Origin of the sequence: Acidithiobacillus sp. 'AMD consortium' (genome assembly GCF_008926505.1) — a bacterium.
Lineage (GTDB): Bacteria > Pseudomonadota > Gammaproteobacteria > Acidithiobacillales > Acidithiobacillaceae > Acidithiobacillus > Acidithiobacillus ferridurans.
In genome coordinates this window covers 2,374,005-2,396,602 of record NZ_CP044411.1, presented here as the reverse complement: position 1 = coordinate 2,396,602, position 22,598 = coordinate 2,374,005, and the positions used below count along the sequence as shown (strand labels likewise).

21 protein-coding genes are annotated in these 22,598 nt (G+C 60.6%); 15 read left to right on the top strand and 6 right to left on the bottom strand.

Going from position 1 to position 22,598, the window contains the following annotated elements:
* Positions 1-469: 469 nt before the first annotated feature.
* The 4 genes from nth to glgA all read right to left on the bottom strand — a co-directional run bounded on the left by nth (position 470) and on the right by glgA (position 4,628).
* Positions 470-1,132, bottom strand: a complete 663-nt coding sequence (gene nth / locus F6A13_RS12525) for an endonuclease III (protein WP_113526034.1) — start codon at positions 1,130-1,132, stop codon at positions 470-472.
* A 97-nt stretch (positions 1,133-1,229) separates the two neighbouring features.
* Entirely contained in the window at positions 1,230-1,646 is a 417-nt protein-coding gene (locus F6A13_RS12520; RefSeq protein WP_113526035.1) for a hypothetical protein, read from the bottom strand.
* Positions 1,647-1,729: 83 nt separating this feature from the next.
* Positions 1,730-3,118, bottom strand: a complete 1,389-nt coding sequence (locus F6A13_RS12515; RefSeq protein ID WP_126604351.1) for an MBL fold metallo-hydrolase — start codon at positions 3,116-3,118, stop codon at positions 1,730-1,732.
* Positions 3,119-3,161: 43 nt separating this feature from the next.
* Positions 3,162-4,628 (bottom strand): glycogen synthase GlgA, encoded by a 1,467-nt coding sequence (gene glgA / locus F6A13_RS12510; protein ID WP_113526037.1) that lies wholly within the window; start codon positions 4,626-4,628, stop codon positions 3,162-3,164.
* Positions 4,629-4,785: 157 nt separating this feature from the next.
* On the opposite strand from glgA, the gene F6A13_RS12505 reads away from it, so the two are divergent.
* Complete coding sequence (locus tag F6A13_RS12505) at positions 4,786-5,355, top strand: 3-deoxy-D-manno-octulosonic acid transferase (RefSeq protein ID WP_126604350.1); 570 nt, start codon at positions 4,786-4,788, stop codon at positions 5,353-5,355.
* A gap of 66 nt (positions 5,356-5,421) precedes the next feature.
* Here F6A13_RS12505 and F6A13_RS12500 read toward each other — a convergent pair whose 3' ends face one another.
* Positions 5,422-7,125 carry a hypothetical protein gene (locus F6A13_RS12500; RefSeq protein WP_113526365.1) on the bottom strand — a complete coding sequence of 568 codons (1,704 nt, stop codon included), beginning with the start codon at positions 7,123-7,125 and terminating at the stop codon, positions 5,422-5,424.
* 163 nt (positions 7,126-7,288) lie between these two features.
* Between F6A13_RS12500 and F6A13_RS12495 the strand changes: the two genes are divergently transcribed.
* From F6A13_RS12495 to F6A13_RS12480, 4 genes are all read left to right on the top strand, one after another.
* Positions 7,289-7,735, top strand: coding sequence for a DUF1841 family protein (locus F6A13_RS12495; RefSeq protein ID WP_126604349.1), 447 nt, complete (start codon positions 7,289-7,291; stop codon positions 7,733-7,735).
* Positions 7,736-7,778: 43 nt separating this feature from the next.
* Positions 7,779-9,575, top strand: a complete 1,797-nt coding sequence (locus tag F6A13_RS12490) for a M3 family oligoendopeptidase (RefSeq protein ID WP_126604348.1) — start codon at positions 7,779-7,781, stop codon at positions 9,573-9,575.
* Between the two features lies 1 nt (position 9,576).
* Positions 9,577-10,950, top strand: a complete 1,374-nt coding sequence (gene fumC, locus F6A13_RS12485; RefSeq protein WP_126605664.1) for a class II fumarate hydratase — start codon at positions 9,577-9,579, stop codon at positions 10,948-10,950.
* A gap of 78 nt (positions 10,951-11,028) precedes the next feature.
* Entirely contained in the window at positions 11,029-12,147 is a 1,119-nt protein-coding gene (locus F6A13_RS12480; protein ID WP_126604347.1) for a 3-deoxy-7-phosphoheptulonate synthase, read from the top strand.
* Here the strand turns inward: F6A13_RS12480 and metG are convergent.
* The gene (metG, locus tag F6A13_RS12475) at positions 12,140-14,176 is read right to left on the bottom strand and encodes a methionine--tRNA ligase (RefSeq protein ID WP_113526043.1); all 2,037 of its coding nucleotides are present in this window, start codon (positions 14,174-14,176) and stop codon (positions 12,140-12,142) included. The two genes, F6A13_RS12480 and metG, sit on opposite strands and share 8 nt — an antisense overlap.
* Before the next feature lie 110 nt (positions 14,177-14,286).
* Between metG and rpmB the strand changes: the two genes are divergently transcribed.
* The 10 genes from rpmB to dcd all read left to right on the top strand — a co-directional run bounded on the left by rpmB (position 14,287) and on the right by dcd (position 22,538).
* Positions 14,287-14,523, top strand: a complete 237-nt coding sequence (gene rpmB, locus F6A13_RS12470) for a 50S ribosomal protein L28 (protein WP_009567983.1) — start codon at positions 14,287-14,289, stop codon at positions 14,521-14,523.
* Positions 14,524-14,533: 10 nt separating this feature from the next.
* Positions 14,534-14,689: a 50S ribosomal protein L33 gene (gene rpmG, locus F6A13_RS12465; RefSeq protein WP_113526044.1), complete on the top strand. Its 156-nt coding sequence runs from the start codon at positions 14,534-14,536 to the stop codon at positions 14,687-14,689.
* 235 nt (positions 14,690-14,924) lie between these two features.
* Complete coding sequence (hrcA, locus tag F6A13_RS12460) at positions 14,925-15,947, top strand: heat-inducible transcriptional repressor HrcA (protein WP_151528341.1); 1,023 nt, start codon at positions 14,925-14,927, stop codon at positions 15,945-15,947.
* Between the two features lie 72 nt (positions 15,948-16,019).
* Positions 16,020-16,538 (top strand): nucleotide exchange factor GrpE, encoded by a 519-nt coding sequence (locus F6A13_RS12455; RefSeq protein ID WP_126604346.1) that lies wholly within the window; start codon positions 16,020-16,022, stop codon positions 16,536-16,538.
* Positions 16,539-16,584: 46 nt separating this feature from the next.
* On the top strand, positions 16,585-18,489 hold the full coding sequence (dnaK, locus tag F6A13_RS12450) for a molecular chaperone DnaK (RefSeq protein ID WP_113526047.1): 1,905 nt from the start codon (positions 16,585-16,587) through the stop codon (positions 18,487-18,489).
* 66 nt (positions 18,490-18,555) lie between these two features.
* On the top strand, positions 18,556-19,677 hold the full coding sequence (gene dnaJ / locus F6A13_RS12445) for a molecular chaperone DnaJ (RefSeq protein WP_113526048.1): 1,122 nt from the start codon (positions 18,556-18,558) through the stop codon (positions 19,675-19,677).
* The gene (dapB, locus tag F6A13_RS12440; protein WP_113526049.1) at positions 19,677-20,507 is read left to right on the top strand and encodes a 4-hydroxy-tetrahydrodipicolinate reductase; all 831 of its coding nucleotides are present in this window, start codon (positions 19,677-19,679) and stop codon (positions 20,505-20,507) included. Before dnaJ ends, dapB begins: the two co-directional genes overlap by 1 nt.
* 29 nt (positions 20,508-20,536) lie before the next feature.
* A complete protein-coding gene (locus F6A13_RS12435; RefSeq protein WP_113526050.1) occupies positions 20,537-20,851 on the top strand; it encodes an antibiotic biosynthesis monooxygenase family protein in 315 nt (104 codons plus the stop codon).
* 14 nt (positions 20,852-20,865) lie between these two features.
* Positions 20,866-21,942 carry an iron-sulfur cluster carrier protein ApbC gene (apbC, locus tag F6A13_RS12430; RefSeq protein ID WP_126604345.1) on the top strand — a complete coding sequence of 359 codons (1,077 nt, stop codon included), beginning with the start codon at positions 20,866-20,868 and terminating at the stop codon, positions 21,940-21,942.
* A 29-nt stretch (positions 21,943-21,971) separates the two neighbouring features.
* A complete protein-coding gene (gene dcd, locus F6A13_RS12425) occupies positions 21,972-22,538 on the top strand; it encodes a dCTP deaminase (protein WP_113526052.1) in 567 nt (188 codons plus the stop codon).
* Positions 22,539-22,598 lie beyond the last annotated feature (60 nt).

The window sequence follows — 22,598 nt, the reverse complement described above, 5'->3', positions numbered from 1 at the left end:
CAGAAAATTAAGAAGATAAGTGTCTGTTTATGGGCATCACGTAATAAAAAGTGATACGTATCCGGTGTTGTTGCGTAACGGAGTGAGTAACATCGTTGGCCGGGGGTCGATACGCTGCGGACAAAGCGTCTTGCGGGCGATGCTGGACACCGGGATATTCATGAACTGCTCCCGCCAAGCCTATACGGCTATGGCGTGAGTTTCGTGCTTCATCGCGGCGAAACTTCCAACGCTCCACATCTCGGACGGTTTCCGCCGGGAGCCGGAACCACCGGTTAATCTCGTTTCCAGCCACCGCAATAGCACCAAAGCCGCATTTTCGTCGCGGCCACAGGTGGCGCCACAATGCTGGCGCTGGTTGCTGGACCGGGACGACACCCCCTGGTATCCGGGCATGCGTCTGTTCCGGCAGGCCAGGGCGGGTGTATGGGATGATGTGCTCGCCTCGGTGGCGGAGTCTGTCCGGTCTTTAAGCGCCGCCAGGAGGTGACTTCGCTGCCCACCGATGCTTGTCCGGCCATTCGCAGCACTGAAAAATCGGGCAGTGGCCGCAGTGCGGCCGCCTGGCTGTGCAGGTATAGCGGCCATGGAGAATCAGGAGATGGTGGGCGTCCTGCCGGTATTCGGCGGGCACCGCCGCGAGCAGGGCCTGTTCCACGGCCAGGGGTGTCTTGCCGGGGGCGATGCCGGTCCGGTTGCCGACCCGGAAGATGTGGGTATCCACCGCAATGGTGGGTTGCCCGAACGCGGTATTGAGGACGACATTGGCGGTTTTACGGCCGACGCCGGGGAGCGCTTCCAGCGCCTTCCGGTCGGCGGGTACCTCGCCATCATGCAGGGCCAGCAGTTGCCGGGCCAGGGCATGCACATGCCGGGCCTTGGCGTTGAACAGTCCCAGACGATGGATGTGGGCCTTGATGCCGTCTTCACCGAGGGTCACCATCGCCTCGGGAGTCGGTGCCACCGCAAAGAGCATCCGGGTGCAGGCGTTGACGGCTTTGTCCGTACTTTGCGCGGAAAGCACTACGGCGACCAGAAGCTGAAAGGGGGAGTGATAGTTCAGCTCGGTTTTGGGTTCGGGAATGGCGACGCGCAGGGCGGCAAAACAGCGATGAACGTGCTGTGGGTCCACGCTGCGTCATCCACGGCGATGTTGCGGGCTGTCGGGATGCAGGGCCGCGGTGTCGGAGATCGGGTATGCGACCCGCCCCGGCACCGTTGCCGGACATTCAGACGTGACGATAACGGCCGATCTCCGGCGCCTGAGGGCGGGGATGTTCCGTGGCAACGGCGTTGGCCGCCGCAATCCACTCTTCATGGTCATGTTCGAGGGCGTGGAGCATGTCGTGGTCCAGCCGCGGCAGGATGCTGCCCTTGATGAGTTCCCCGAGCTCCAGCATGCGCGTGGCGACCGCGTAACCGTGCAGATGGAAATCGTGGTCGGCGTGCGTTCCAAAATGGTCGCCGCTGAAGAGCACGCCCTTGGCGGCTTTCAGATCGGCGTCATTCATGACGTAGTCTTTCGTCCACTGGTACCACGCCTGAAAATATTTCTCTTGCGCTTCAAGGCTCCAGTCGTGGGCCTCAAAAAAGGCGTAGACCGAAACGCGGTTGGCCTTGCCGGAAAAAGGAAAGTGACCTGACATCGTACGACTCCTCCTGCATGCGGGTGTAAAAGCCTTCGGGGCATTGTAGCCGTTTATGGTCCCGGCGCAACGCAAAAGCTTTTTTAGAGGGAATAACGATCGCCAATGACCGGACAATCCACCTGCAAACCCCGCGCCCGCAGCACCTTGGCGATGCCTTCCCGGCCGTTGTCCTCACCATGGACGAGAACGGTGCGCGGCGGGCGTTGGTCACCATACCAGGCGAGAAGTTCATCGTGGTCGGCATGGGCCGAGAAACCGCCGATGGTGAAAATGCTGGCGGCGACATGCACTTCTTCACCAAATATCCGCACCGTTTTGGCCCCGTCGATGATGCGCCGCGCCAGCGTCCCCTGGGCGGCATAACCGACGAAGACCACGCTGCTGTCCTCACGCCAGATGTTATGCCGGAGATGGTGGGTAACCCGCCCTCCCGTCGCCATGCCCGATCCCGCCATGATCAGGGCACCGCCCTTGATCAGGTTGATGCCCATGGATTCGCTGGTTTCGCGGGTGAAATGGAGGTTGCGCAGGGCGAAGGGGTCGGCGCCGTGCTGCAGGTTTTCGCGGGTAGCGGGGTTGAAACACTCCGGGTGGCGACGAAAAATCTCCGTGGCCGAAATGGCCATGGGCGAATCGAGAAAGACCGGCAGGTTGGTGGGGATCTGGTTGTCGTTCATCATTTCCCGCAGGTAATACAGCAAATCCTGCGCGCGCTCCAGGGCGAAGGTGGGGATGATGGTGTTGCCGCCACGTTTCAGGGTGTCGAGGATGGCATCGCGCAACTCGTCCACCGAAGGTCCGATGGCCTTGTGCAGGCGGTCGCCGTAGGTGGTTTCCATGACGATGACGTCCGCTTGGGGGGCGGGGGTGGGCGGGTTGAGGATCGGCTTGCCGCGGTTGCCCAGATCGCCGGAGTAGACGATGCGCTGCTGCCTGCCCGCTTCGCTGGCTTCCACCAGTATCCAGGCGGAGCCAAGGATATGCCCGGCGTCTCCGAAAGTCGCGCTGACGCCGGGGCAGACCTCTATTTTTTGTCCGTAATCCGCGCTGCGTCCGAAGCGATCCATGGTATCGAGGACGTCGGTGATGTCATAGATGGGCGTGGTTTCGGCCCCGCCCTGACGCTGGTGACGTCGGTTGGAGCGTCGCGCCTCTTCCGCCGCCAGCCCCGCCGCATCCATGAGCACCAGTCGCGCCAGTTCGCGGGTGGCTGATGTGGTGATGATCTCGCCGCGAAAGCCGCGTTTGACCAGCAGGGGAATGCGCCCGCAGTGATCGAGATGGGCATGGGTCAGCAGCAGATAGTCGATATCCTTGGCGTCAAAGCCGAACTCGGTGCGATTTTCTTCTTCCAGGTCATGCCCGCCCTGAAACATCCCGCAGTCGATGAGCAGCTTTTTGTCGCCCACGCGGAGAAAATGACAGGACCCGGTAACCCCTCCCGCCGCACCATAAAATTGCATTTCCATGTGGTTCTCCTTTTTTTCGTAGAGCGAATCGATGGTGGGAAACTCAGTGGCCGCCTCTGTGCCGCGCCAGCACCTCGTAATAGAGCTGGAGATAGGCGCGTGCGGAGTGCTGCCAGCTATAGTCGCCCGCCATGGCCTGGTCCTGTAGGTGCGACCAGAGCGCAGGCTGGCGGAACAACGCCTCCGCGCGCAGCACGGCATGGTGCAGGGCGTCGCCTTGCGGGCTGTCGAACACAAAGCCGTTGCGTTGCAACGGGTGGCGGAAGTCGTCGGCATCGGTGACCGTGTCGGCCAGCCCGCCCGTGCGGTGGACGATAGGAATGGTACCGTAACGCAGGCTATACATCTGGTTCAGGCCGCAGGGTTCGAAACGGGAAGGCATGAGAAAGGCATCTGCGCCTGCCTCTATACGATGGGACAGTCCCTCGTCGAAGGCGATGCGCGTCGCCATTTGCGCGGGGTGCGCCGCTGCCATCTCCAGCAGTTGCCGCTCGAAAGACTTGTCGCCGCTGCCCAGCACCACCACCTGCATGCCGCGACGCAACAGATCCGGGAGAATGTCGAGCACCATATCCGTCCCCTTCTGCTCCACCAGACGGCTGATCATGCCGAGGAGGAAGACGCCGGGTTCGGGATAGAGGCCAAGACTGCTCTGCAGGTGCGATTTGCACTGGGCCTTGCCCGGCTGCCGGTCCTGCGGCGAATAATGAGCGGCCAGATAGGGGTCCGCCCCAGGGTTCCAGTGGATGGTATCGATCCCGTTGAGAATGCCCGATAGATGCTCAGACCGGGACCGGAGCAGACCATCCAGTCCCATGCCGAAGGCGCTGGTCTGAATCTCTGCGGCATAGGTGGGGCTGACGGTGGTGATCTGGTCGCAGAACGCCAGGCCCGCCTTCATGAAGGAAAAGGCTCCGTAATGTTCGGTCCCGAGCCAGTGAAAATCCGCCGCAGGTAAGTGCAGCGGCGCCATGGCGCGGGGCGGGAAGCGGCCCTGATAGGCCAGATTGTGAATGGTGAAAAGGACCGGCGGCCGCGCGGCGCCGATGCGCGCTTCCAGGTCGAGGAGGTAAGGTATCAGCCCGGTCTGCCAGTCGTTGGCATGAACAATGTCCGGACGCCAGTCGAGCCCCGACACGCGTCCCTGGGCAATTTCCACGGCTACCCGGTTGAGCAGGGCAAAGCGCCGGTCGTTGTCCGGCCAGTCTTCGCCCTGCGCATCCTGGTAAGGGCCGCCGTCGCGTTCATAGTAAGGGGGGTAGCGCAGGAAAAGAATCTGCGGCCGCTCCGCCAGCGACCATAACTCGGCCGTTTCATCGGTATAGGGCACGCTGACCGCGCAACGCCAGTCCATCTCGCCCACGGCGGGACACCCGTAGTAGGGCACCAGCACGCGGGTGTCGACGCCCAACTGCCCCAACGCCACGGGTAGGGCACCGCCGACATCCGCGAGGCCGCCCGTCTTGGAATAGGGTGCCATCTCCGAAAATACGAAAAGTGTTCGCAACATGGTGTATTCTTCTTGGGTAAAACGATGTTGCTAATATAACACATCAGCGCGGTATGCTTTACAAGCGCCGATGCCATGCAAATTTTGAATGATGTCCCGGCGTCGCCTATCATCGGCGGATGGAAAAACCCACGACTACCGCTACGGAGTGAGACGCATGGATTGGTGCGAACGTTTTAAGGAGTTCCGGGACCGGAACCGTTGCATAGTGTACTTCCCCAACCTGCACGAGGGCGAAGATGCGGAGGCCTATGGGATTTTTCTCTCCCTGATGCGGGTGAGGATGGGGATCATGGTGCTGGCGCCGGATCGGGAAGAGCGCTATGAACCCGTTTATCGGGATGCGCTGAAATACCACCTGCAGACCATCCGCCACAGCCGGCTGTTCACCAGCTTCGTGCCCATCAAGACGCGTGTTTACTTTGTGGAGACGGTGGCGCAGCGCGATGCCTTCTACCGATGCGCGGATTTTTGTGTGCCCGGCGGCACCCTGACGGGTGGTACGGTGGATCTTGCCAAATCCATCGCCGACGGCTGTCCCCTCATCCTCGGTCCGAAAATGCCGGATGACGCGGTACGTCAGGGCTTGTTGGCCGCTGGCGCCGCGGTATGGGCAAAGGATAATGCGGAGATCATCGATCTGGCGAAGGCCTGGCTGAACGAACCGGCAGCGGCCAGGGCAGCGGCGGAGAAGGCGAAGACATGGTGGGGACAGCGCGGGGCTTAGTACCTTTCCTACGACGCAAAGGCCCCGGACCACAAGGACCGGGGCCTTTTTGCGGGTGCTGGAAAATCAGCCCTGTTTCAGCGCCTTCAGGAAGATGGAGGCGAAGCGCACGGCAAACTTCAGCACGAACTGGGTGTCCTTGGCGAAGAAAATCTTCATCAGGCCGAAGAGGCCTCCACCCTTGTTGTTCTCGTCCTTCATTCCGGCGCGGGTCTGCTCCAGCGCCTGCATGGCCTTGTTCACGCCGCTGGCAAAGACCTCGTCGGAGGGGATCATGGGGACGACCTTGGTCATCACCATGTTCACCTTGCTGATCAGGCCGGCCTTTTGCAGGTTGCCGAGCAGTGCGAAGACGTCGGGCAGCATCTCCATGAGGTGGGCATCCTGCAGGCCCTGGACGATTTCCTTGATCCGGGCGTTGATGCTTTCCGCGTCGCCTTTTACGGTGGCGGTCGCAATTTTCGCGATTTCCAGCCACGCCATGGCGCCCTGGCTGACGGTGATGATGATGTGGCGGATGGTGCCATCCTGCCAGAATTCGCCCACCATATCCGCAACCGTACCCAACGCGACACTGAGGTCGCCGTGCGGAGTGATCAGTTCCTGAAGATGGATGCCCCTGTCTTCCAAGGCCCTGGCCGCGGCCTGTAATGAACCGCTGACGGTTTCCGCCATGCCCAGCAGGCTGCCGACCCGGTCGGCCAGACTTCCGGCATCACCTTGCGCCAGCAGCTTGGCACGCTTCGCGATTTTCAGCCACTTTTCCGCTTCTTCCGCGAGGTCATCCAGCTTTTCCGGGAGGTCGATATCCGTGAGCATATTGCGGACCGCACCCACGCCATCCTTGCCCGCCTGAATGAAGAAGCCCGCGCTCGCGGCATAGCCCGCGAGGTGGTCGATCTGATCCAGCAGACCTTCCACCCGCTGGGCGAGGTTTTCGGAGTTACCCTGTGCCAGGGCCTTGACCCGCAATGCGATGTGCATCCAGCGGCTGCCACCGGCACCGATCGTGGCGAACGCGCCGCTCATGTCAGCGCTTTCCAGCACTTCCGGCATGGTGTCGCGCAGGGTGCCAATGGCGATGTTCATCTGCCCGCCAAGGATCTCCGCCATATCGAGCATGGCGCTCAGGCGGGCCTGCAGGCTGGGCGCGTCGCCCTGCACCAGGCGCTGCGCCCGCCGGGCCATCTGCATCCACTGGTCAGCCATTTCCTGAATTTCGTCGAGGCGATCGGGCAGGTCGAGTTGACCGACCATGTTGCCGATGACCCCGGCACCTTGCCGTGCGCTCTCCATCCAGTATTGCAGGCTGGCGGTGGCGGCGTGAATTTTCTGCACCATGTCTTCGGGGCTTTCGCCGATGATGGGGCATTTCAGTTCCGCACTGAGGGCGGTGACGGAGCTGAAGAAACCGGCGCGCTGCAGGTTGCCGAGCAGTTGCAGAACTTCTTTCAGGGTTTTGTCGAGTTCGGCGTTCTGGACCTCGGTCAGCATGGTGCGCAGGCGATCCAGCGGCTCTTCATCGGAATCCCCTTTGATAAAGGCCTGCAGCGACTCCGAAACGCGCTGCAGTTGTTCCAGATAGGGCTTCATGGTCTCCATGAGCTTGTCGGTATCGATGGCCTGGGGCAGTTCATTGAGGATGTCGCGCAGCATCTGTAGCAGGTTCTGCACCTGCAGGGCGGCGTCGCCGACTTTGCCGAGCCCCTCCCACTGGCGCTCATTGAGGTTGATTACTGCTGCTGTCGATACTGCATTTGCATTAGCCATGTCTGCGCTGCTCTCCCGCCGAAAATGAATGTCGCGATAAATGCTTTTGGTCAAGCCTGGTCAGGCCTCCGGAATCTGACCTGTTTACCACAAAAGACCCCTCTTTCCCACCCGTGCCGGTGTGCCCTATGATCTTCCGGTATGTTCTGACAGGCTAATCATTATGCTTTATGGCACTAAACGAGAAACATATCGACAGGTCTTTCTGGACAGTTGGCGGGCCTACCAGGAGGGCCGGCCGCTGGAAGGGGTGCAGACGCGGATTGTCGCCGTCATTCTCCGCCATCCGGAATATCATGCCCTGCTCGACGATGCACAGCAGGGGTTGGAACAGGATTTCCCGCCCGAGCAGGGACGGACCAACCCTTATATGCACATGTCCCTGCATGTCGGGCTGGAGGAGATGTTGGCATTGGGACAGCCTGCGGGTATCGTGGACCTCTTCGACAGCGCGCGCCGCAAGCTGGGTGAAGCCGGCGCCGAACATCTTTTCGTGGACTGTCTGGGAGAAATGATGTGGCAGGCTCAGAGGACCAGGCGGGCCCCTGAACCCGCGGCACTATTGCCTTGCGTGCGCCGCGGGCTGGGTTTGCCGGAAAGGGTGGGCTGAGCGGCGACACCAATCGAACATGACTCGGATGGAGAACAACAGCATGATGGAGAGCGGAAATCAGACGGCGACGGGCGCGGAGCAGGTACATTGGCGTCTGGAAGATCTCTATGCCGGGGTGGACGACCCACGGCTGGCGGAGGACCTCCATTGGGCGGACCGCGCAGCGACGCGTTTCGCCGAGGTCTATCGTCCCGGCCTGGGGGGGCTGAACGCGGCGCAACTGGCGGCGGCCCTGGAGCAGTTGGAAGCCATCCGCCAACGCATCGGCCGGGTGGGTACCTTTCGTTACCTCAGCTATGTGACTCATGCCGATCAGCCGGCATATGGCGCCGCTCTGCAGGCCTACGAGGAGGCGGCTACGGCCATTCAGAATCAACTGATCTTCTTCGATATCGCCTGGAACGCCGTGGACGACGCCAGGGCCGGTGCCCTGCTGGCCGATCCCGCGCTGGCACACTGGACGCACCTGCTGCGCAACTGGCGCAAGTACCGTGATCACCTGCGCAGTGAAAGTGAAGAGCAGATCTTGTCGGAAAAACGGGTGACCGGACGGGGGCTCTGGGAACGGCTTTTTGACGAGACGTTGACGGAAATGCGTTTTCCTCTGCGCGGCAAGCAGATGAGCGAGCAGGAGGTGTTGACACTGTTGTCCAATCCCGATCGGGAGTTGCGCCGGGATGCGGCGGAATCCCTCAGCAACGGGCTGGAAGGGCGTTTGCATACCCTTACCACCTGTTTCAACGCCATCCTCGCCGACAAGGCCCTGGATGACCGTCTGCGCCGCTATCCCCACTGGCTGAGTGAACGCAATCTGAGCAATGAAATCTCCGACGGCATGGTTGAGGCGCTGGAACGGGCCGTGGTCGGACGCTACGGACTGGTGGCCCGCTATTACCGGCTCAAGGCCAAATTGCTGAACCTCTCGCCCTTGATGGATTATGACCGCTATGCGCCGTTGCCCGGCAGTGACCGGCGCTACGACTGGGCGGAGTGCCGACGCATCGTGCTGGCGGCGGTGACGGATTTTTCGCCGGAACTGGGGGCCATCGGCCAGCGCTTCTTCGACGAGGGCTGGATCGATGCAGCATTGGCGCCGGGCAAGCGGGGCGGGGCCTTCGCCCATCCGGTGACTCCCGACGTGCATCCCTACCTCATGGTCAACTATACCGGCACGGTGCGGGATGTGATGACGGTGGCCCATGAATTGGGGCACGGTATCCACCAGTATCTCGCCCGCGGGCAGGGTTACCTGAACGCCGACACCCCCCTGACCACCGCGGAAACGGCCTCCGTTTTTGGTGAAATGCTGACCTTCGAGCGGCTGATGCGCGAGGAGCAGGATCCCCGGCGGCGTCTCGGCCTGCTCTGCGGCAAAATCGAGGACACCTTTGCCACGGTGTTCCGGCAGATGGCCATGCACCGCTTTGAGGTGGTGATGCATGGCGCTCGCCGCGCCGAGGGCGAGCTGAGCAAAGATCGCCTGGCGGAGCTGTGGATGCAAACCCAGACGGAGCAGTTTGCCGACAGTATCCAGTTCAGCCCCGGTTATCGCTGGTGGTGGAGCTATATTCCCCACTTCATCGGCTCGCCGGGCTATGTGTATGCCTATGCCTTTGGGGAACTGCTGACGCTGGCGCTGATTCAGCGCCAGCGGGCTGCCCCGGCGGAGTTCGTGCCCGGTTATACCGCCATGCTGAAACTCGGCGGCAGCAAAGCGCCCGCCGAGGTGGTGGCGACAACGGGCATCGATCTGGAAGATCCGGACATCTGGTCGCGGGCGCTGGATTATATGTCCGGGATGGTGGATGAAGCCGAGAGACTGGCGGGGGTACGCTGATATGCGTCAGGAAACGGACAGCATGGGGGTTATGGAGGTGGAAGACGACGCCCTCTGGGGCGCCCAGACCCAGCGCTCCCTGCGTTATTTCGCCATTGGTATGGAGCAGATGCCCCTGCCGGTGATCCACGCCCTGGCGCGGATCAAGCGCGCGGCCGCCTCAGTGAACGCCGGGCTGGGTCTGCTGGATGCGACGCTGGCCGAAAAGATCAGCGATGCTGCGGCGGAAGTCGTCGCGGGGCGCTGGGATACGCAGTTTCCCCTGCGGGTCTGGCAGACGGGCAGTGGCACCCAGAGCAACATGAACGTCAATGAGGTCATCGCCAACCGGGCCAATGAAATGGCGGGGCAGCCCCGGGGCAGCAAGATGCCGATACATCCCAACGATCACGTCAATCTGGGCCAGTCTTCCAACGATGTGTTTCCGTCGGCCATGCATATTGCTGCGGCTTTGGCGGTGCATCAGGGACTTTTGCCCGCCTTGGCGCACCTGGAAGGGACACTGCAGCGCAAGACGGAGGATTTTGCCCACCTCATCAAGGTCGGGCGTACCCATCTGATGGATGCGGTGCCACTGACTCTGGGGCAGGAGTTCTCCGGTTACCTGGCGCAATTGCAGCAGGGTGTTCGCAGCCTGGAGCAGACTCTGCCCGGTCTTTATGCCCTGGCACTGGGCGGCACGGCGGTCGGTACCGGACTCAACTGCCACCCGGATTTTGCCAGCGCAGTGGCTACGCGTTTGCATGCCGAGCTGGGCCTGCCTTTTCGCCCGGCCGCCAATGCGTTCGCCGCGCTGGCGGGACATGAAGCGCTACTGCAATTGAGTGCGGCGCTACGTGGCCTGGCCATGTCCCTGATGAAGATCGCCAACGATATCCGCTGGATGGCCTCCGGCCCACGGGCCGGTCTGGGCGAACTGCATCTCCCGGAAAACGAACCCGGTTCCTCCATCATGCCCGGCAAGGTGAACCCCACTCAGGCCGAGGCCCTGACCATGGTCTGCGTGCAGGTTTACGGCAACGACGCGGCCATCGCCTTTGCCGCCTCCCAGGGTAATTTCGAGCTGAATGTCTACAAGCCGCTGATTGCCTACAATATCCTGCAATCCATCGTACTGCTGGGCGATGCTGCCCGTTCCTTCAGCGATCACTGTCTGCGCGATTTGCAGCCCGTAGAAGGCCAGCTCCGCCGGAACATGGAAGAGTCGCTGATGCTGGTCACGGCCCTGACGCCTGTGATCGGTTATGAGAAAGCTGCTGTTGTCGCCCAGCATGCCTATCGCGAAGGCTGCACCTTGCGCGAAGCCGCCTTGGCGCTGGGTTATCTTTCCGGCGAAGATATCGACCGGCATCTGCGTCCGGAGGCGATGCTTTAGTGCTTGTGTCTCTGGTTTGCCTGAGTAAACTGCCACCAGAACGTCGGAATCCATGCAGACATCAGAAGGGGATTGATCATGATTTTGATTTTAGAGGCCGACCTCGGCGAACAATCGCCGATCTTCCAGCAACTGCTGACCCATCTGCGCGGCTTTTCCGGTATTCACTTTCGGGTCCATCAGGAACAGGGTGCGGAGCAGGTGCTCAGCGAAATCTACCTGATCGGTGATACCAAGCCGTTGCGGATAGAAGACATGGAAGCCCTGCCCGGTGTCGAGCGGGCCATTCGCGTATCCCGGGAATATCGGTTGCTGGGCCGCCATACCGGCGATCAGCGTACCCATGGTTTTGATTACAACGGGGTGCGTTTCAGCCAGGATAATCTCAACGTGTTTGCCGGGCTCTGCGCCGTGGATACCCCGGAGCACGTCGAGCGGATGCTGCGCGCGCTGCACGAAAATGGCCAGGTATGCACCCGCATGGGCGCCTACAAACCCCGTACCAGTCCTTATGCCTTTCAGGGGCACGGCAAGGACTGCCTGCCCTGGGTTTTTGAACTGGCCGGCAAATACGGCATGCGCGTCATCGCCATGGAGATCCTCCACGAGTCGCATATGGATGAGATCCGTGAGGCGCTGGAGAAGACCGGCCATCCGACCGGAGTCATGCTGCAGATCGGTACCCGCAATACCCAGAACTTCGAGTTGCTGAAGGCGGTGGGGCGGCAGCAGGAACTCCCCGTGCTGCTCAAGCGTGGTTTCGGCATCACCCTGGAAGAATCCCTCAATGCCGCCGAGTATCTGGCCTCGGAGGGGAACACGAAAGTGGTCTTCGGGCTGCGCGGCATGAAGACGAATCTGGGCGATCCGCACCGCAACTTCGTGGATTTCGCCCAGGTGCCGGTCGTGAAGCGGCTGACCCGGATGCCCGTCTGCATCGATCCGTCGCACTCGGTGGGCAGCCGCGATGCGGGGCCGGATGGCATCATGGATGTGTTTCATGTGACCGCGCAGGGCGTGGCGACGGGTGCCAACATGATCCTGGTGGACTTCCATCCGGATCCGGCGACGGCGCTGGTGGATGGCCCGCAGGCCCTGCTGCTGGAAGAACTACCGTGGTTCCTGGAAGACGTGCGTTTGGCCCGGGAAGCCTATGAAGAACGCCGGTTGCTGGCAGCCGCGCAGACCTCTATTTAACCCGCATGCCGGGCTGGGCCCCGCTGTCGGGAGAGAGCAGGAAAGGGCCGCCCTCCGGACCGCTGGCGGCGAGCACCATGCCCTCGGACAGGCCGAAGCGCATCTTTCTGGGGGCCAGATTGGCGACCATCACGGTCAGCCTGCCGACGAGGCTGGCAGGATCGTAAGCGCTCTTGATGCCGGCAAAGACCGAGCGGGTGCCCTCGCCGATGTCCAGGGTGAGGTGCAGTAGTTTGTCCGCGCCGTCCACGTTGTCCGCGGCAACGATCCGCGCGATGCGCAAATCCACCTTGCTGAAGTCGTCCATGCCGATAACGGGGTTCTCCTCCCTGGCCTCGGCAGGTACGGGCGTGGGCACTGGCGCCGTCGCCATGCCTGGGGCTGTCGCGGGACTTTCTGCGGGATTCTGGATCAAGGCGTCCACCTGGGTTTTTTCCATACGTTGTAAAAGATGGGTGTAGGGTAGGATCTGGTGATCGAGAAGCGGCCTGGTCAGGCCCGCCCAGTCCAGTTCGCACTGCAGGAATTCCAGCGCTTTGCGCGAGAGTTCCGGCAGAACGGGGCTGAGCAGGGTGATCAGCACTCGGAAGCCGTTCAGAGTGACCGTAACTACCCGGTGCAGGGACTCGTGCTGGGCCGGGTCTTTGGCCAAAGTCCAGGGGGCGTTCTGGTCCACATAGGCGTTGATCTGATCCGCCAGCGCCATGATGTCGCGCATGGCCTTGCCATATTCCCGTTCGGCGTAGGCCTCGCCGATGGCCTCCTGGGTCTGCAGCAGCCCGTCATAAAAGGCCTGATCCTTGCCCAGGGAAGCGGCCAGTCGGCCCGCAAAGCTGCGGTGGATGAAACCCGCCGCGCGCGAGGCCAGATTGACCACCTTGCCGACCAGGTCGCCATTGCCCTTGAGCAGGAAGTCTTCGAGATTGAGGTCGATATCTTCCACATGGCTGTTGAGCTTGGTGGCGATGTAATAACGCAGGAACTCGGGATTCAGGTGCTGGAGATACTGCCCGGCGGTAATGGAGGTGCCGCGCGACTTGCTCATTTTGGCGCCGTTTACCGTCAGGTGTCCGTGGGCGAATATGCCCGTCGGCAGGCGGTGTCCGGAACCCTTGAGCATGGCCGGCCAGAACAGGCCGTGAAAATAAATGATGTCCTTGCCGATAAAATGGTAGATCTCGGCCGTGGAATCCGGGCCCCAGTAATCGGCCAAATTGCGGCCGTGGGCCGCGCACCAGTGCTGGGTGGCGGCCATGTAGCCGGGCAATGCATCCAGCCAGACATAAAAGAATTTGCCCGGCGCGTCGGGAATGGGAATGCCGAAGTAGGGGGCGTCGCGGCTGATGTCCCAGTCGGACAGGCCGATGCTGAACCATTCATCGAGCTTGTGGGCGACTTCTTCCTGCAGGGTACCGCTGTGAATCCAGCGCCGGAGGAAGTCGCTGAAATCCCCAAGCTGAAAAAAGTAGTGCTCCGAGCTGCGGCGCTCGGGTACGGCGCCGGAGACCGCGGAAACAGGGTTGATAAGGTCGGTGGGGCTGTAGGTGGCGCCGCAGATCTCGCAGCTATCCCCATACTGGTCCGCCGCGCCGCAGCGCGGGCAAGTGCCGCGAATGAAGCGGTCGGGCAGGAAAATGCCGGCGACGGGATCGTAGGCCTGTTCGATTTCGCGGACGTTGATGTAATCCGCCGCCCGCAGGACGCGATAGATACTCTGAGAAATTTCAAAGTTTTCCGGCGAGTGGGTGCTGTGATACAGATCGAACTGAATGCCGAAGCCGGTGAAGTCGCGGAGATGATCGCCGTGCATGCGGGTGATGAGTTCTTCCGGTGTGATGCCCTCGCTCTGGGCACGGAGCATGATCGGCGTGCCATGGGCATCATCGGCGCAGACATAGACGCAGTCGTGGCCCCGCAGGCGCTGATAGCGGGCCCAGATGTCGGTTTGGGTGTACTCCACGAGATGCCCGAGATGGATGGGGCCGTTGGCGTAGGGGAGGGCGCTGGTGATCAGTATGCGTCGTTTCATGGTGCGGATAAATTACAGGGGAAGACGCTTGCAGGCAATGCCACCACGACTACTGGCAGACCGCGGTCATCTATGGTATAAAGAGCGCCTTTTTTCAGGGAGATTAACCGATGTCCAGAGTATGCAAGGTGACGGGCAAGAAGCCCATGGCAGGGAATAATGTTTCCCACGCCCACAACAAGACCCGCCGCCGTTTTCTGCCCAATTTGCAGTACCACCGATTCTGGGTGGAGAGCGAGAACCGCTGGGTGCGTATGCGGGTAAGCACCAAGGGTATCCGTACCATTGACAAGAAAGGGATTGACGTCGTTCTGGCTGACCTGCGCGCCGCCGGCGAAAAGATCTGAGGATTGAATCATGCGTGACAAGATTAAGCTCGTTTCCACGGCCGGTACCGGTCATTTCTACACCACCACCAAGAACAAGAAGACCAAGCCCGATAAGCTGGAAATGAAGAAATTCGATCCCAAGGTCCGGAAGCATGTCATGTACCGGGAAGACAAGATCAAGTAACACCCGTTTTCGGTCTGCCTCCCGGTGGTCTGCCCTGAATCTTCGGGAGGGGCCGGACGATATCCTTTGCTCCGCCATCATTTTTTGCTAAATTACTAGCACTCATGATGGTTGAGTGCTAAGGATGATTTCTCCCGCCATGTTTTATTTCTTGATCTGCGCCATGCAGCCACTGTCTTCGCCCATTGCACGGGGTGGGCCGCTCTGCGCATGTTGGCGAGGGTTGTAGACGGTCATGGACGAACGTGCCCGTCACCTGCTCAAGTCCCTCATCGAACAGCATATCGCCAAAGGCGTGCCGGTCGGCAGTCGCCAGTTGGCCCGTGATGCCGGCCTCAACATCAGTCCCGCCACAGTGCGTAATGTCATGGCGGACCTGGAGGATGAGGGTTACCTGATCTCCCCCCACACTTCTGCCGGGCGCATCCCCACCCGTGTCGGTTATCGTTTTTTTGTCGATGCCCTGCTGCGGGTGGTGCCGCTGTCGGCGGAATCCAACCGCCTGCTCATTCATCGCATCGGTTTTCGCGCTCCGGATGTGGAGCAGGTGCTGCACGCCGCCACCGGCATCCTTTCTGAACTGACGCATATGGCGGGTTTTGTGCGGGTGCCGCGGCGGGCAACACGCATTTTGCGGCATGTGGACTTTATCGCCCTGCACGAGCATGAGGTGCTGGCTATTTTCGTCACCGACAGGGGGGACGTGGAAAACCGCCTGATCCGCACCGAGCACCCCTTCGGCGCGGCAGAGCTGACGCAGGCGGCCAATTTCTTCAATGCCACCTATGGCGGTCGACCATTGCAGGATGTCATCCATAATTTGCAGCGGGATCTGCAGCAGTCCCGTCACGAAATGGACCTCATTCTGCGCAGCGCCATGGAGCTGGGTGAGGAGATGCTGGAGGAGGATCAGCAACGCATGCTCATCGAGGGCGAATTCCAATGGCTGGACCTGCCGGAGCTGGCGGGGAGTGAACGCCTGCGTGAACTCCTGGCCGCCGTGCGGCAGAAGCGAGATCTGGTGCATTTGCTGGATGAGAGTATGCGCGGTAGTGAAGTGCGTCTTTTTATCGGCGAAGAGTCGGGCTATGCGCCGCTCAGTGATTGCAGCGTGGTATCGGCGCCCTACAGTGTCGATGGGGAGGTGGTCGGGGTGCTGGGGGTGATCGGGCCGATGCGGATGCCCTACCAGCAGATCATTCCGCTGGTAGGCGGCACGGCGCAATTGCTTGGTCGCGCCCTGTCGCAATCCGGCTAGTGCCGGGCCTTGAAATACCCCAACCCTTTCCCCATATGGTCTTGGACTCAAACTTTCGGGGGTTGATTGCACATGAATGAAGAAGAGCAGCAGGAATCGCCGTCCACTGAAGCAGAATCTGCCAGTGCAGAAGTGGTGAACTGGGAAGAGAAGGCGGAAGGCTACCGCAACGATTATTTGCGCGCCCTGGCGGATATCGAAAATCTGCGCAAGCGTCATGAAAAGCAGATGGAAGATGCCCGCAATTATGCGGTGGATCGTTTTGCCCGCGAATTGCTGCCGGTGATCGACAGCCTGGAGCTGGCGCTGGCCAGCCCGGTGGAGGACGCGGAGAGCATCGCACTATTGCGGCAGGGTTTGGAAAACACGTTGACGCTGTTCGCCCAGGCCTTGGGAAAGGCCGGCATCGCCCCCATAGAAATGGGCGAAGGGCGTTTTGATCCCCATCTGCATCAGGCCATTGCCATGGTGGAAACGGAAGGGGACGCAAACCGGGTCCTGGCGGTGCATCAGAAAGGTTATCTGATGCATGACCGCTTGTTGCGGCCATCCATGGTTTCCGTTTCCAAAGCAACTAAAGCAGCAGAATAACACCACGCACACCGGACAGATTTTGCATATTTCAGGAGATGATAAAATGGCAAAAGTAATAGGAATCGATTTGGGAACCACCAACTCCTGCGTTGCCGTGATGGAAGGCGACAAGGTCAAGGTGATCGAGAACAGCGAAGGCAAGCGCACCACGCCGTCTATCGTCGCCATCACGGAAGAGGGCGAAGTGTTGGTGGGTGAAGCGGCCAAGCGCCAGGCCGTTACCAATCCGGAAAATACCGTTTATGAGGTCAAACGCCTGATCGGCCGCAAGTTCGACGATGCCGAGGTCCAGAAGGATCTCAAGCATGTGCCTTACAAGGTCATCAAGGCCGACAACGGCGATGCCTGGGTGGAAGTGCGCGACAAGAAGTATTCCGCGCAGCAGATTTCTGCCTTCATCCTGCAGAAGATGAAGAAGACGGCCGAAGATTATCTTGGTGAAAAAGTTACCGAAGCGGTCATCACCGTGCCCGCCTACTTCAACGATGCACAGCGTCAGGCGACCAAGGATGCGGGCCGTATCGCTGGCCTGGCGGTCAAGCGCATCATCAATGAACCAACTGCGGCGGCGCTGGCCTTTGGCGAAGACAAGAAGCCCGGCGACAGCAAAATTGCGGTGTATGACCTGGGGGGTGGCACCTTTGATATCTCCATCATCGAGATCGCGGAAATGGAGGGTGAACACCAGTTTGAAGTGCTTTCCACCAATGGTGACACCTTCCTCGGCGGCGGTGATTTCGACACCCGCGTCATCAACTACCTGGCGGATTCCTTCAAAGCGGAATCGGGTATTGATCTGCGCGGCGACCGCCTGGCCATGCAGCGCCTGAAGGAGGCTGCGGAGAAGGCGAAGATCGAGTTGTCTTCGGCGCAGCAGACCGACGTCAATCTGCCCTTTATTACGGCGGATCAGAGCGGACCGAAGCATCTGAACATGAAGCTGACCCGTGCCAAGCTGGAGTCGCTGGTGGAGGATTTGATCGACCGCAGCATGGCGCCTTGCCGGGTGGCCATGAAGGACGCCAATCTGGCGACGAGCCGGATCACCGACGTGATTCTGGTGGGTGGCCAGAGCCGGATGCCCAAGGTGCAGGAGAAGGTTAAAGACTTTTTCGGTCAGGATCCGCGTAAGGATGTGAACCCTGACGAGGCGGTGGCCATCGGTGCGGCCATCCAGGGCGCGGTATTGTCCGGTGAAAAGAAAGATGTGCTGTTGATGGATGTGACGCCGTTGTCCCTTGGCATTGAGACCCTGGGTGGCGTGATGACCAAGCTGATCGAGAAGAACACCACCATTCCGACCCGCAAGTCGCAGATTTTCTCGACGGCGGAAGACAACCAGTCGGCGGTGACAGTGCATGTGTTGCAGGGTGAGCGCGAACTGGCGCGGGATAACAAGTCGCTGGCGCGTTTTGATCTGACCGATATTGCCAACGCCCCACGGGGCATGCCGCAGATCGAAGTGACCTTCGACATCGACGCCAATGGCATCCTCCATGTCTCGGCCAAGGATAACCAGACCGGCAAGGAGCAGTCCATCAAGATCACCGCAAGCTCTGGTCTGTCCGAGGAAGAAATCAAGCGGATGATTCAGGAGGCCGAGGCCCACGCCGCGGATGACAAGAAGGCGCGTGCGCTGATCGAGGCGCGTAACGAGGCGGATGCCAGCATACACGGCGCGCGCAAGGCGGTGGAGGAACATGCAGCGGCGCCTGAGCACGACAAGACCAAGGTGACGGAAGCGATCTCCGCAGTGGAAAACGCCGCCAAGGGTGAGGACGTGGAAGCGATCAAGGGGGCTGTCGCTACCCTGATGGCCGCCATGTCGGCACTGTTGCAGAGTGCCGCTGCCAGTCAGGCCCAGGCAGAACCTGGTGCAGGTGCCCAGGGCAATGCCAAGCCGGACGACGTGGTGGATGCCGAGTTCGAAGAAGTCGACAAGAAGTAAAATGATCATCGGTCGCAAGGGGGCGGGATTTGTTATCCTGTCCCCTTGCCCGTTTCAGGAAAGATGATGGCCACACGGGATTACTACGAAGTACTGGAAACTTCTCGCACGGCAGACGACGGTGAGATCAAGAAGTCTTACCGGCGTCTGGCGATGCGTTATCACCCGGATCGCAATCCGGGTGATGCGAGTGCGGAAGAGCGTTTCAAAGAAATCAGCGCCGCCTATGAGGTGCTCTCCGACCCGCAGAAACGGCAGGCCTATGATCGATTTGGCCATGCCGGAGTGAATGGCGGTGGGCCGGGTGCCGGCTTTGGTGGCGGCGGCGGGGGGTTCGGCGACGTTTTCAGCGATCTCTTCGAACAGGCTTTTGGCGGCGGTTTTCGCGGCCAGGATTCGGGGCGCGGTGCCGACCTGCGTTACGAACTGGAGCTTACGCTGGAAGAAGCGGCTCTGGGTAAAGAAGTCACCATTCAGATTCCCAGTTCGGCCACTTGCGAGGTGTGTCACGGTAGTGGCGCCAAGCCCGGCAGCGCGGTGGAGGATTGCAGCACCTGTGGCGGCCGTGGTCAGGTCCGGATGGTACAGGGCTTCTTTTCCGTTACCCGTCCCTGCCCGCAGTGCAATGGTAGCGGCAAGGTCATCAAGGAGCCCTGCACGAACTGCCATGGTCATGGTCGGGTTCGCAAGAACCGCGATTTGCAGGTCAAAGTCCCCGCCGGAGTGGATACGGGGGACCGTATCCGTCTGAACGGTGAGGGCGAAGCGGGCGAGCGGGGCAGCCCGTCGGGAGACCTGTATATTCAGGTGCGGGTGTTGCCCCATGCGCTCTTTGAGCGGGACGGCGATGATCTGCACTGCGCGGTGCCGGTACACTTTACGACCATGGCCATGGGCGGTGAACTGGAAGTGCCGACCCTGACCGGGCGTGCCAAGGTGCAGATTGCTCCGGGTACCCAGTCGGGCACAGTATTCCGTCTGCGTGGCAAGGGCATCAAGGGGGTGCGCAGCAAGCTCAATGGCGATCTGCATTGCCAGCTCCAGGTGGAGGTGCCGGTACATCTCTCTGCCCGGCAAAAGGAGTTGTTGGAGGAGTTCGCCCGGGAAGGCGGCGATAACATCCAGCATCCTCAGCAGGAAAACTGGTGGAATAAGGTCAAAGACTTTTTCGACCGGATGGGCCTCTGATGGCGGGGGTATGGCGCGTCGGCATCACTGCGGTGGCGGGCCGAATGGGCCGGGCCTTGGTGCAGGCCATTGTCGCTCATCCTGAACTGCAATTGGTGGCAGCCATAGGACGCAGCGGGGCTGCTTATCTGGGGGAGGACGCCGGCCGTCTGGCCGGCGTTCAGGCCTTGGGTCTGCCGGTTACCGCTGATCTCGTGGGCGCGCTGGCGGATCTGGACGTGCTGATTGAATTTGGTCCGGTAGAGGCCGCTCTGGCACATATCGCGGCCTGTGTGGCGGCAGCGAAACCGGTCGTGGTGGGCACGACGGGGTTTTCCGTGGACCAGCGTGCGGAACTGGAAAACGCCAGCCGGCATATTCCGCTGGTGCTGGCCCCGAATATGAGTGTTGGCGTCAATGTATTGCTGGCCTTTCTGCCCGCCATCAGCGCAGTCCTCGGCGAGGGCTACGATGTGGAGATCGTCGAGGCCCATCATCGTCACAAGATGGACGCGCCTTCGGGTACTGCCCTGGCTCTGGGGCGGGCAGTGGCGACGGGACGTGGCCAGCGGCTGGATGAGGTCCAGTGTCTGGATCGCAATGGTATCCCCGGCCCCCGGATGGCGGGCAGTATTGGCTTTGCGACGCTACGCGGTGCGGACGTGGTCGGTGAACATACGGTATGGATGGCCGGGACCGGAGAGCGGCTGGAGCTGACTCATCGCGCGTCCAGCCGTCTCAATTTTGCGGAGGGTGCCTTGCGTGCCGCCAGTTGGCTGCGGAACAGGGCACCAAACCTGTATGATATGCAGGATGTTCTTGGCTTGAAAGATTTGACGGCCCTACAATGAACACCATCTGATATACGAGGAGCATCATCATGCAATACGTCGTAGCGAACCGGGTTCCTGTCAAGGCGGAGTATCGTGCAGAGTTTGAGGAGCGCTTTCGGCGCCGGGCGGGCGAGGTGGACAAACAGCCGGGCTTCGTGCGTATGGAGATCCTGCGTCCGGTGAACGATGACGGTCTGTATGTGGTGCTGACCCACTGGGTCGATCAGGCGGCCTTTGAGGCCTGGATGAAAAGTGCCGACTTCAAGACCGCCCACACCAATCCGTTGCCCAAAGAAGCTTTTGGCGAGGGCGGTGGTATCGAGCGCCACGAGGTGATCATCCATTCTGAAGAGTCGCGCTGAGAGCGGAGAATGTCATGACAGGATTAACGCGGGAACAGGTCGTGCAGTCGCTGCGCGCGGTGCAGGACCCTTATCTGGGCAAAGATCTGGCGGCAGCAGGGGTCCTCAAGGGGGTCGATGACTCTGTCGTCAAACTGGAATTGCCTTACCCCAGCCTGGGGGTGGCCATCAGTTTGAGCGAGGAGGTGGCCCGCCAAATCCGGAATGATCATGGCATCAGCGCGCAGGTCACCGTCGGGCACCGCATTCTTTCGCATCAGGTGCAGCGCGGCGTCAAGCTGATGGAAGGCATCAAAAACATCATTGCCGTTGCCTCGGGCAAGGGTGGGGTCGGAAAATCCACCACTGCCGTCAATCTGGCACTGGCGCTGGCCAAAGAAGGCGCCAAAGTGGGCATGCTGGACGCCGACATCTACGGCCCCAGCCAGCCGCGCATGCTGGGCATTTCCGGCAAACCGACCAGTAAAGATGGCAAGAAGATGGAGCCCATGGAAGGACACGGCATCAAGGCGATGTCCATCGGGTTTCTCATCGACGACGAAACGCCCATGGTCTGGCGTGGCCCCATGGTCATGCAGGCGCTGGAGCAGTTGCTCTCCGACACCCGCTGGGGCGAGCTGGATTATCTGGTGGTGGATCTACCTCCGGGTACCGGCGATACCCAGCTCACCCTGGCGCAGAAGGTGCCGGTCTCCGGTGCGGTGATCGTCACGACGCCACAGGACATCGCCTTGCTGGACGCCCGTAAGGGTCTGAAGATGTTTGAGAAAGTGGGCGTACCTATTCTCGGTATCATCGAGAACATGAGTTTTTATATCTGCCCGAAGTGCGGTAACGAGGACGATATTTTCGGACATGGCGGTGGTGCGGCCATGGCCGAGCAGGACGGGGTGGAATTTCTGGGGGCGATACCGCTCGACCGCAGCATTCGCAACGAAGCCGATAATGGCGCGCCGACGGTGGTGGCGGAGCCGGATTCCCGTCTCGCCAAAATCTATCTGGAACTGGCGCGCCATGTGGCGGGACGGGTGGCGATCCAGGCGGTCGATCACAGCCACAAGTTCCCCAACATCGTCGTCCAGAACCGCTGATTTCCAGCCGCCTACAGGAAGTTTCCGCCATGAGCATCAAATCCGATCGCTGGATCCGTCACATGGCGGAAGAACACGGGATGATCGAACCCTTTTCACCGCGGCAGGTGCGGCACGTCGAGGGAAATTCCATTATCTCTTACGGCCTGTCTTCCTATGGTTACGATATCCGTTGTGCCGGGGAGTTCAAGGTCTTCACCAATGTCCGTAGCGTGATTGTCGATCCGAAGAATTTCAGTGAAGATTCTTTTGTCGATTTTACCGGGGATACCTGCGTTATCCCGCCGAATTCTTTCGCCCTGGCGCGCACGCTGGAATACTTCCGTATCCCGCGTAATGTGCTGACTATTTGTCTGGGTAAATCCACCTATGCCCGCTGCGGCATCATCGTCAATGTCACGCCTTTCGAGCCGGAGTGGGAGGGTTATGTGACCCTGGAATTCTCCAATACGACGCCCTTACCCGCGAAAATATACGCTAATGAAGGTGTGGCGCAGGTGCTGTTTTTGGAGTCGGACGAGGTCTGCGAGGTGTCTTATGCCGACCGCGGCGGCAAGTATCAGGGCCAGAGTGGCGTAACCCTACCGAAGGCTTGAAAGCGGCTCAGGGTAAAGGCTCTTTGGTATAGGCGATATCGGCCTGCTCGGAGGAGCAGG

What these genes read in the sequence shown, in the direction of transcription:
- F6A13_RS12520 (WP_113526035.1), bottom strand. Translation starts at nt 1,646, where the DNA reads ATGTCAGGTCACTTTCCTTTTTCCGGCAAGGCCAACCGCGTTTCGGTC.
- F6A13_RS12515 (WP_126604351.1), bottom strand. Translation starts at nt 3,118, where the DNA reads ATGGAAATGCAATTTTATGGTGCGGCGGGAGGGGTTACCGGGTCCTGT.
- glgA (WP_113526037.1), bottom strand. Translation starts at nt 4,628, where the DNA reads ATGTTGCGAACACTTTTCGTATTTTCGGAGATGGCACCCTATTCCAAG.
- F6A13_RS12505 (WP_126604350.1), top strand. Translation starts at nt 4,786, where the DNA reads ATGGATTGGTGCGAACGTTTTAAGGAGTTCCGGGACCGGAACCGTTGC.
- F6A13_RS12500 (WP_113526365.1), bottom strand. Translation starts at nt 7,125, where the DNA reads ATGGCTAATGCAAATGCAGTATCGACAGCAGCAGTAATCAACCTCAAT.
- F6A13_RS12495 (WP_126604349.1), top strand. Translation starts at nt 7,289, where the DNA reads ATGCTTTATGGCACTAAACGAGAAACATATCGACAGGTCTTTCTGGAC.
- F6A13_RS12490 (WP_126604348.1), top strand. Translation starts at nt 7,779, where the DNA reads ATGATGGAGAGCGGAAATCAGACGGCGACGGGCGCGGAGCAGGTACAT.
- fumC (WP_126605664.1), top strand. Translation starts at nt 9,577, where the DNA reads ATGCGTCAGGAAACGGACAGCATGGGGGTTATGGAGGTGGAAGACGAC.
- F6A13_RS12480 (WP_126604347.1), top strand. Translation starts at nt 11,029, where the DNA reads ATGATTTTGATTTTAGAGGCCGACCTCGGCGAACAATCGCCGATCTTC.
- metG (WP_113526043.1), bottom strand. Translation starts at nt 14,176, where the DNA reads ATGAAACGACGCATACTGATCACCAGCGCCCTCCCCTACGCCAACGGC.
- rpmB (WP_009567983.1), top strand. Translation starts at nt 14,287, where the DNA reads ATGTCCAGAGTATGCAAGGTGACGGGCAAGAAGCCCATGGCAGGGAAT.
- rpmG (WP_113526044.1), top strand. Translation starts at nt 14,534, where the DNA reads ATGCGTGACAAGATTAAGCTCGTTTCCACGGCCGGTACCGGTCATTTC.
- hrcA (WP_151528341.1), top strand. Translation starts at nt 14,925, where the DNA reads ATGGACGAACGTGCCCGTCACCTGCTCAAGTCCCTCATCGAACAGCAT.
- F6A13_RS12455 (WP_126604346.1), top strand. Translation starts at nt 16,020, where the DNA reads ATGAATGAAGAAGAGCAGCAGGAATCGCCGTCCACTGAAGCAGAATCT.
- dnaK (WP_113526047.1), top strand. Translation starts at nt 16,585, where the DNA reads ATGGCAAAAGTAATAGGAATCGATTTGGGAACCACCAACTCCTGCGTT.
- dnaJ (WP_113526048.1), top strand. Translation starts at nt 18,556, where the DNA reads ATGGCCACACGGGATTACTACGAAGTACTGGAAACTTCTCGCACGGCA.
- dapB (WP_113526049.1), top strand. Translation starts at nt 19,677, where the DNA reads ATGGCGGGGGTATGGCGCGTCGGCATCACTGCGGTGGCGGGCCGAATG.
- F6A13_RS12435 (WP_113526050.1), top strand. Translation starts at nt 20,537, where the DNA reads ATGCAATACGTCGTAGCGAACCGGGTTCCTGTCAAGGCGGAGTATCGT.
- apbC (WP_126604345.1), top strand. Translation starts at nt 20,866, where the DNA reads ATGACAGGATTAACGCGGGAACAGGTCGTGCAGTCGCTGCGCGCGGTG.
- dcd (WP_113526052.1), top strand. Translation starts at nt 21,972, where the DNA reads ATGAGCATCAAATCCGATCGCTGGATCCGTCACATGGCGGAAGAACAC.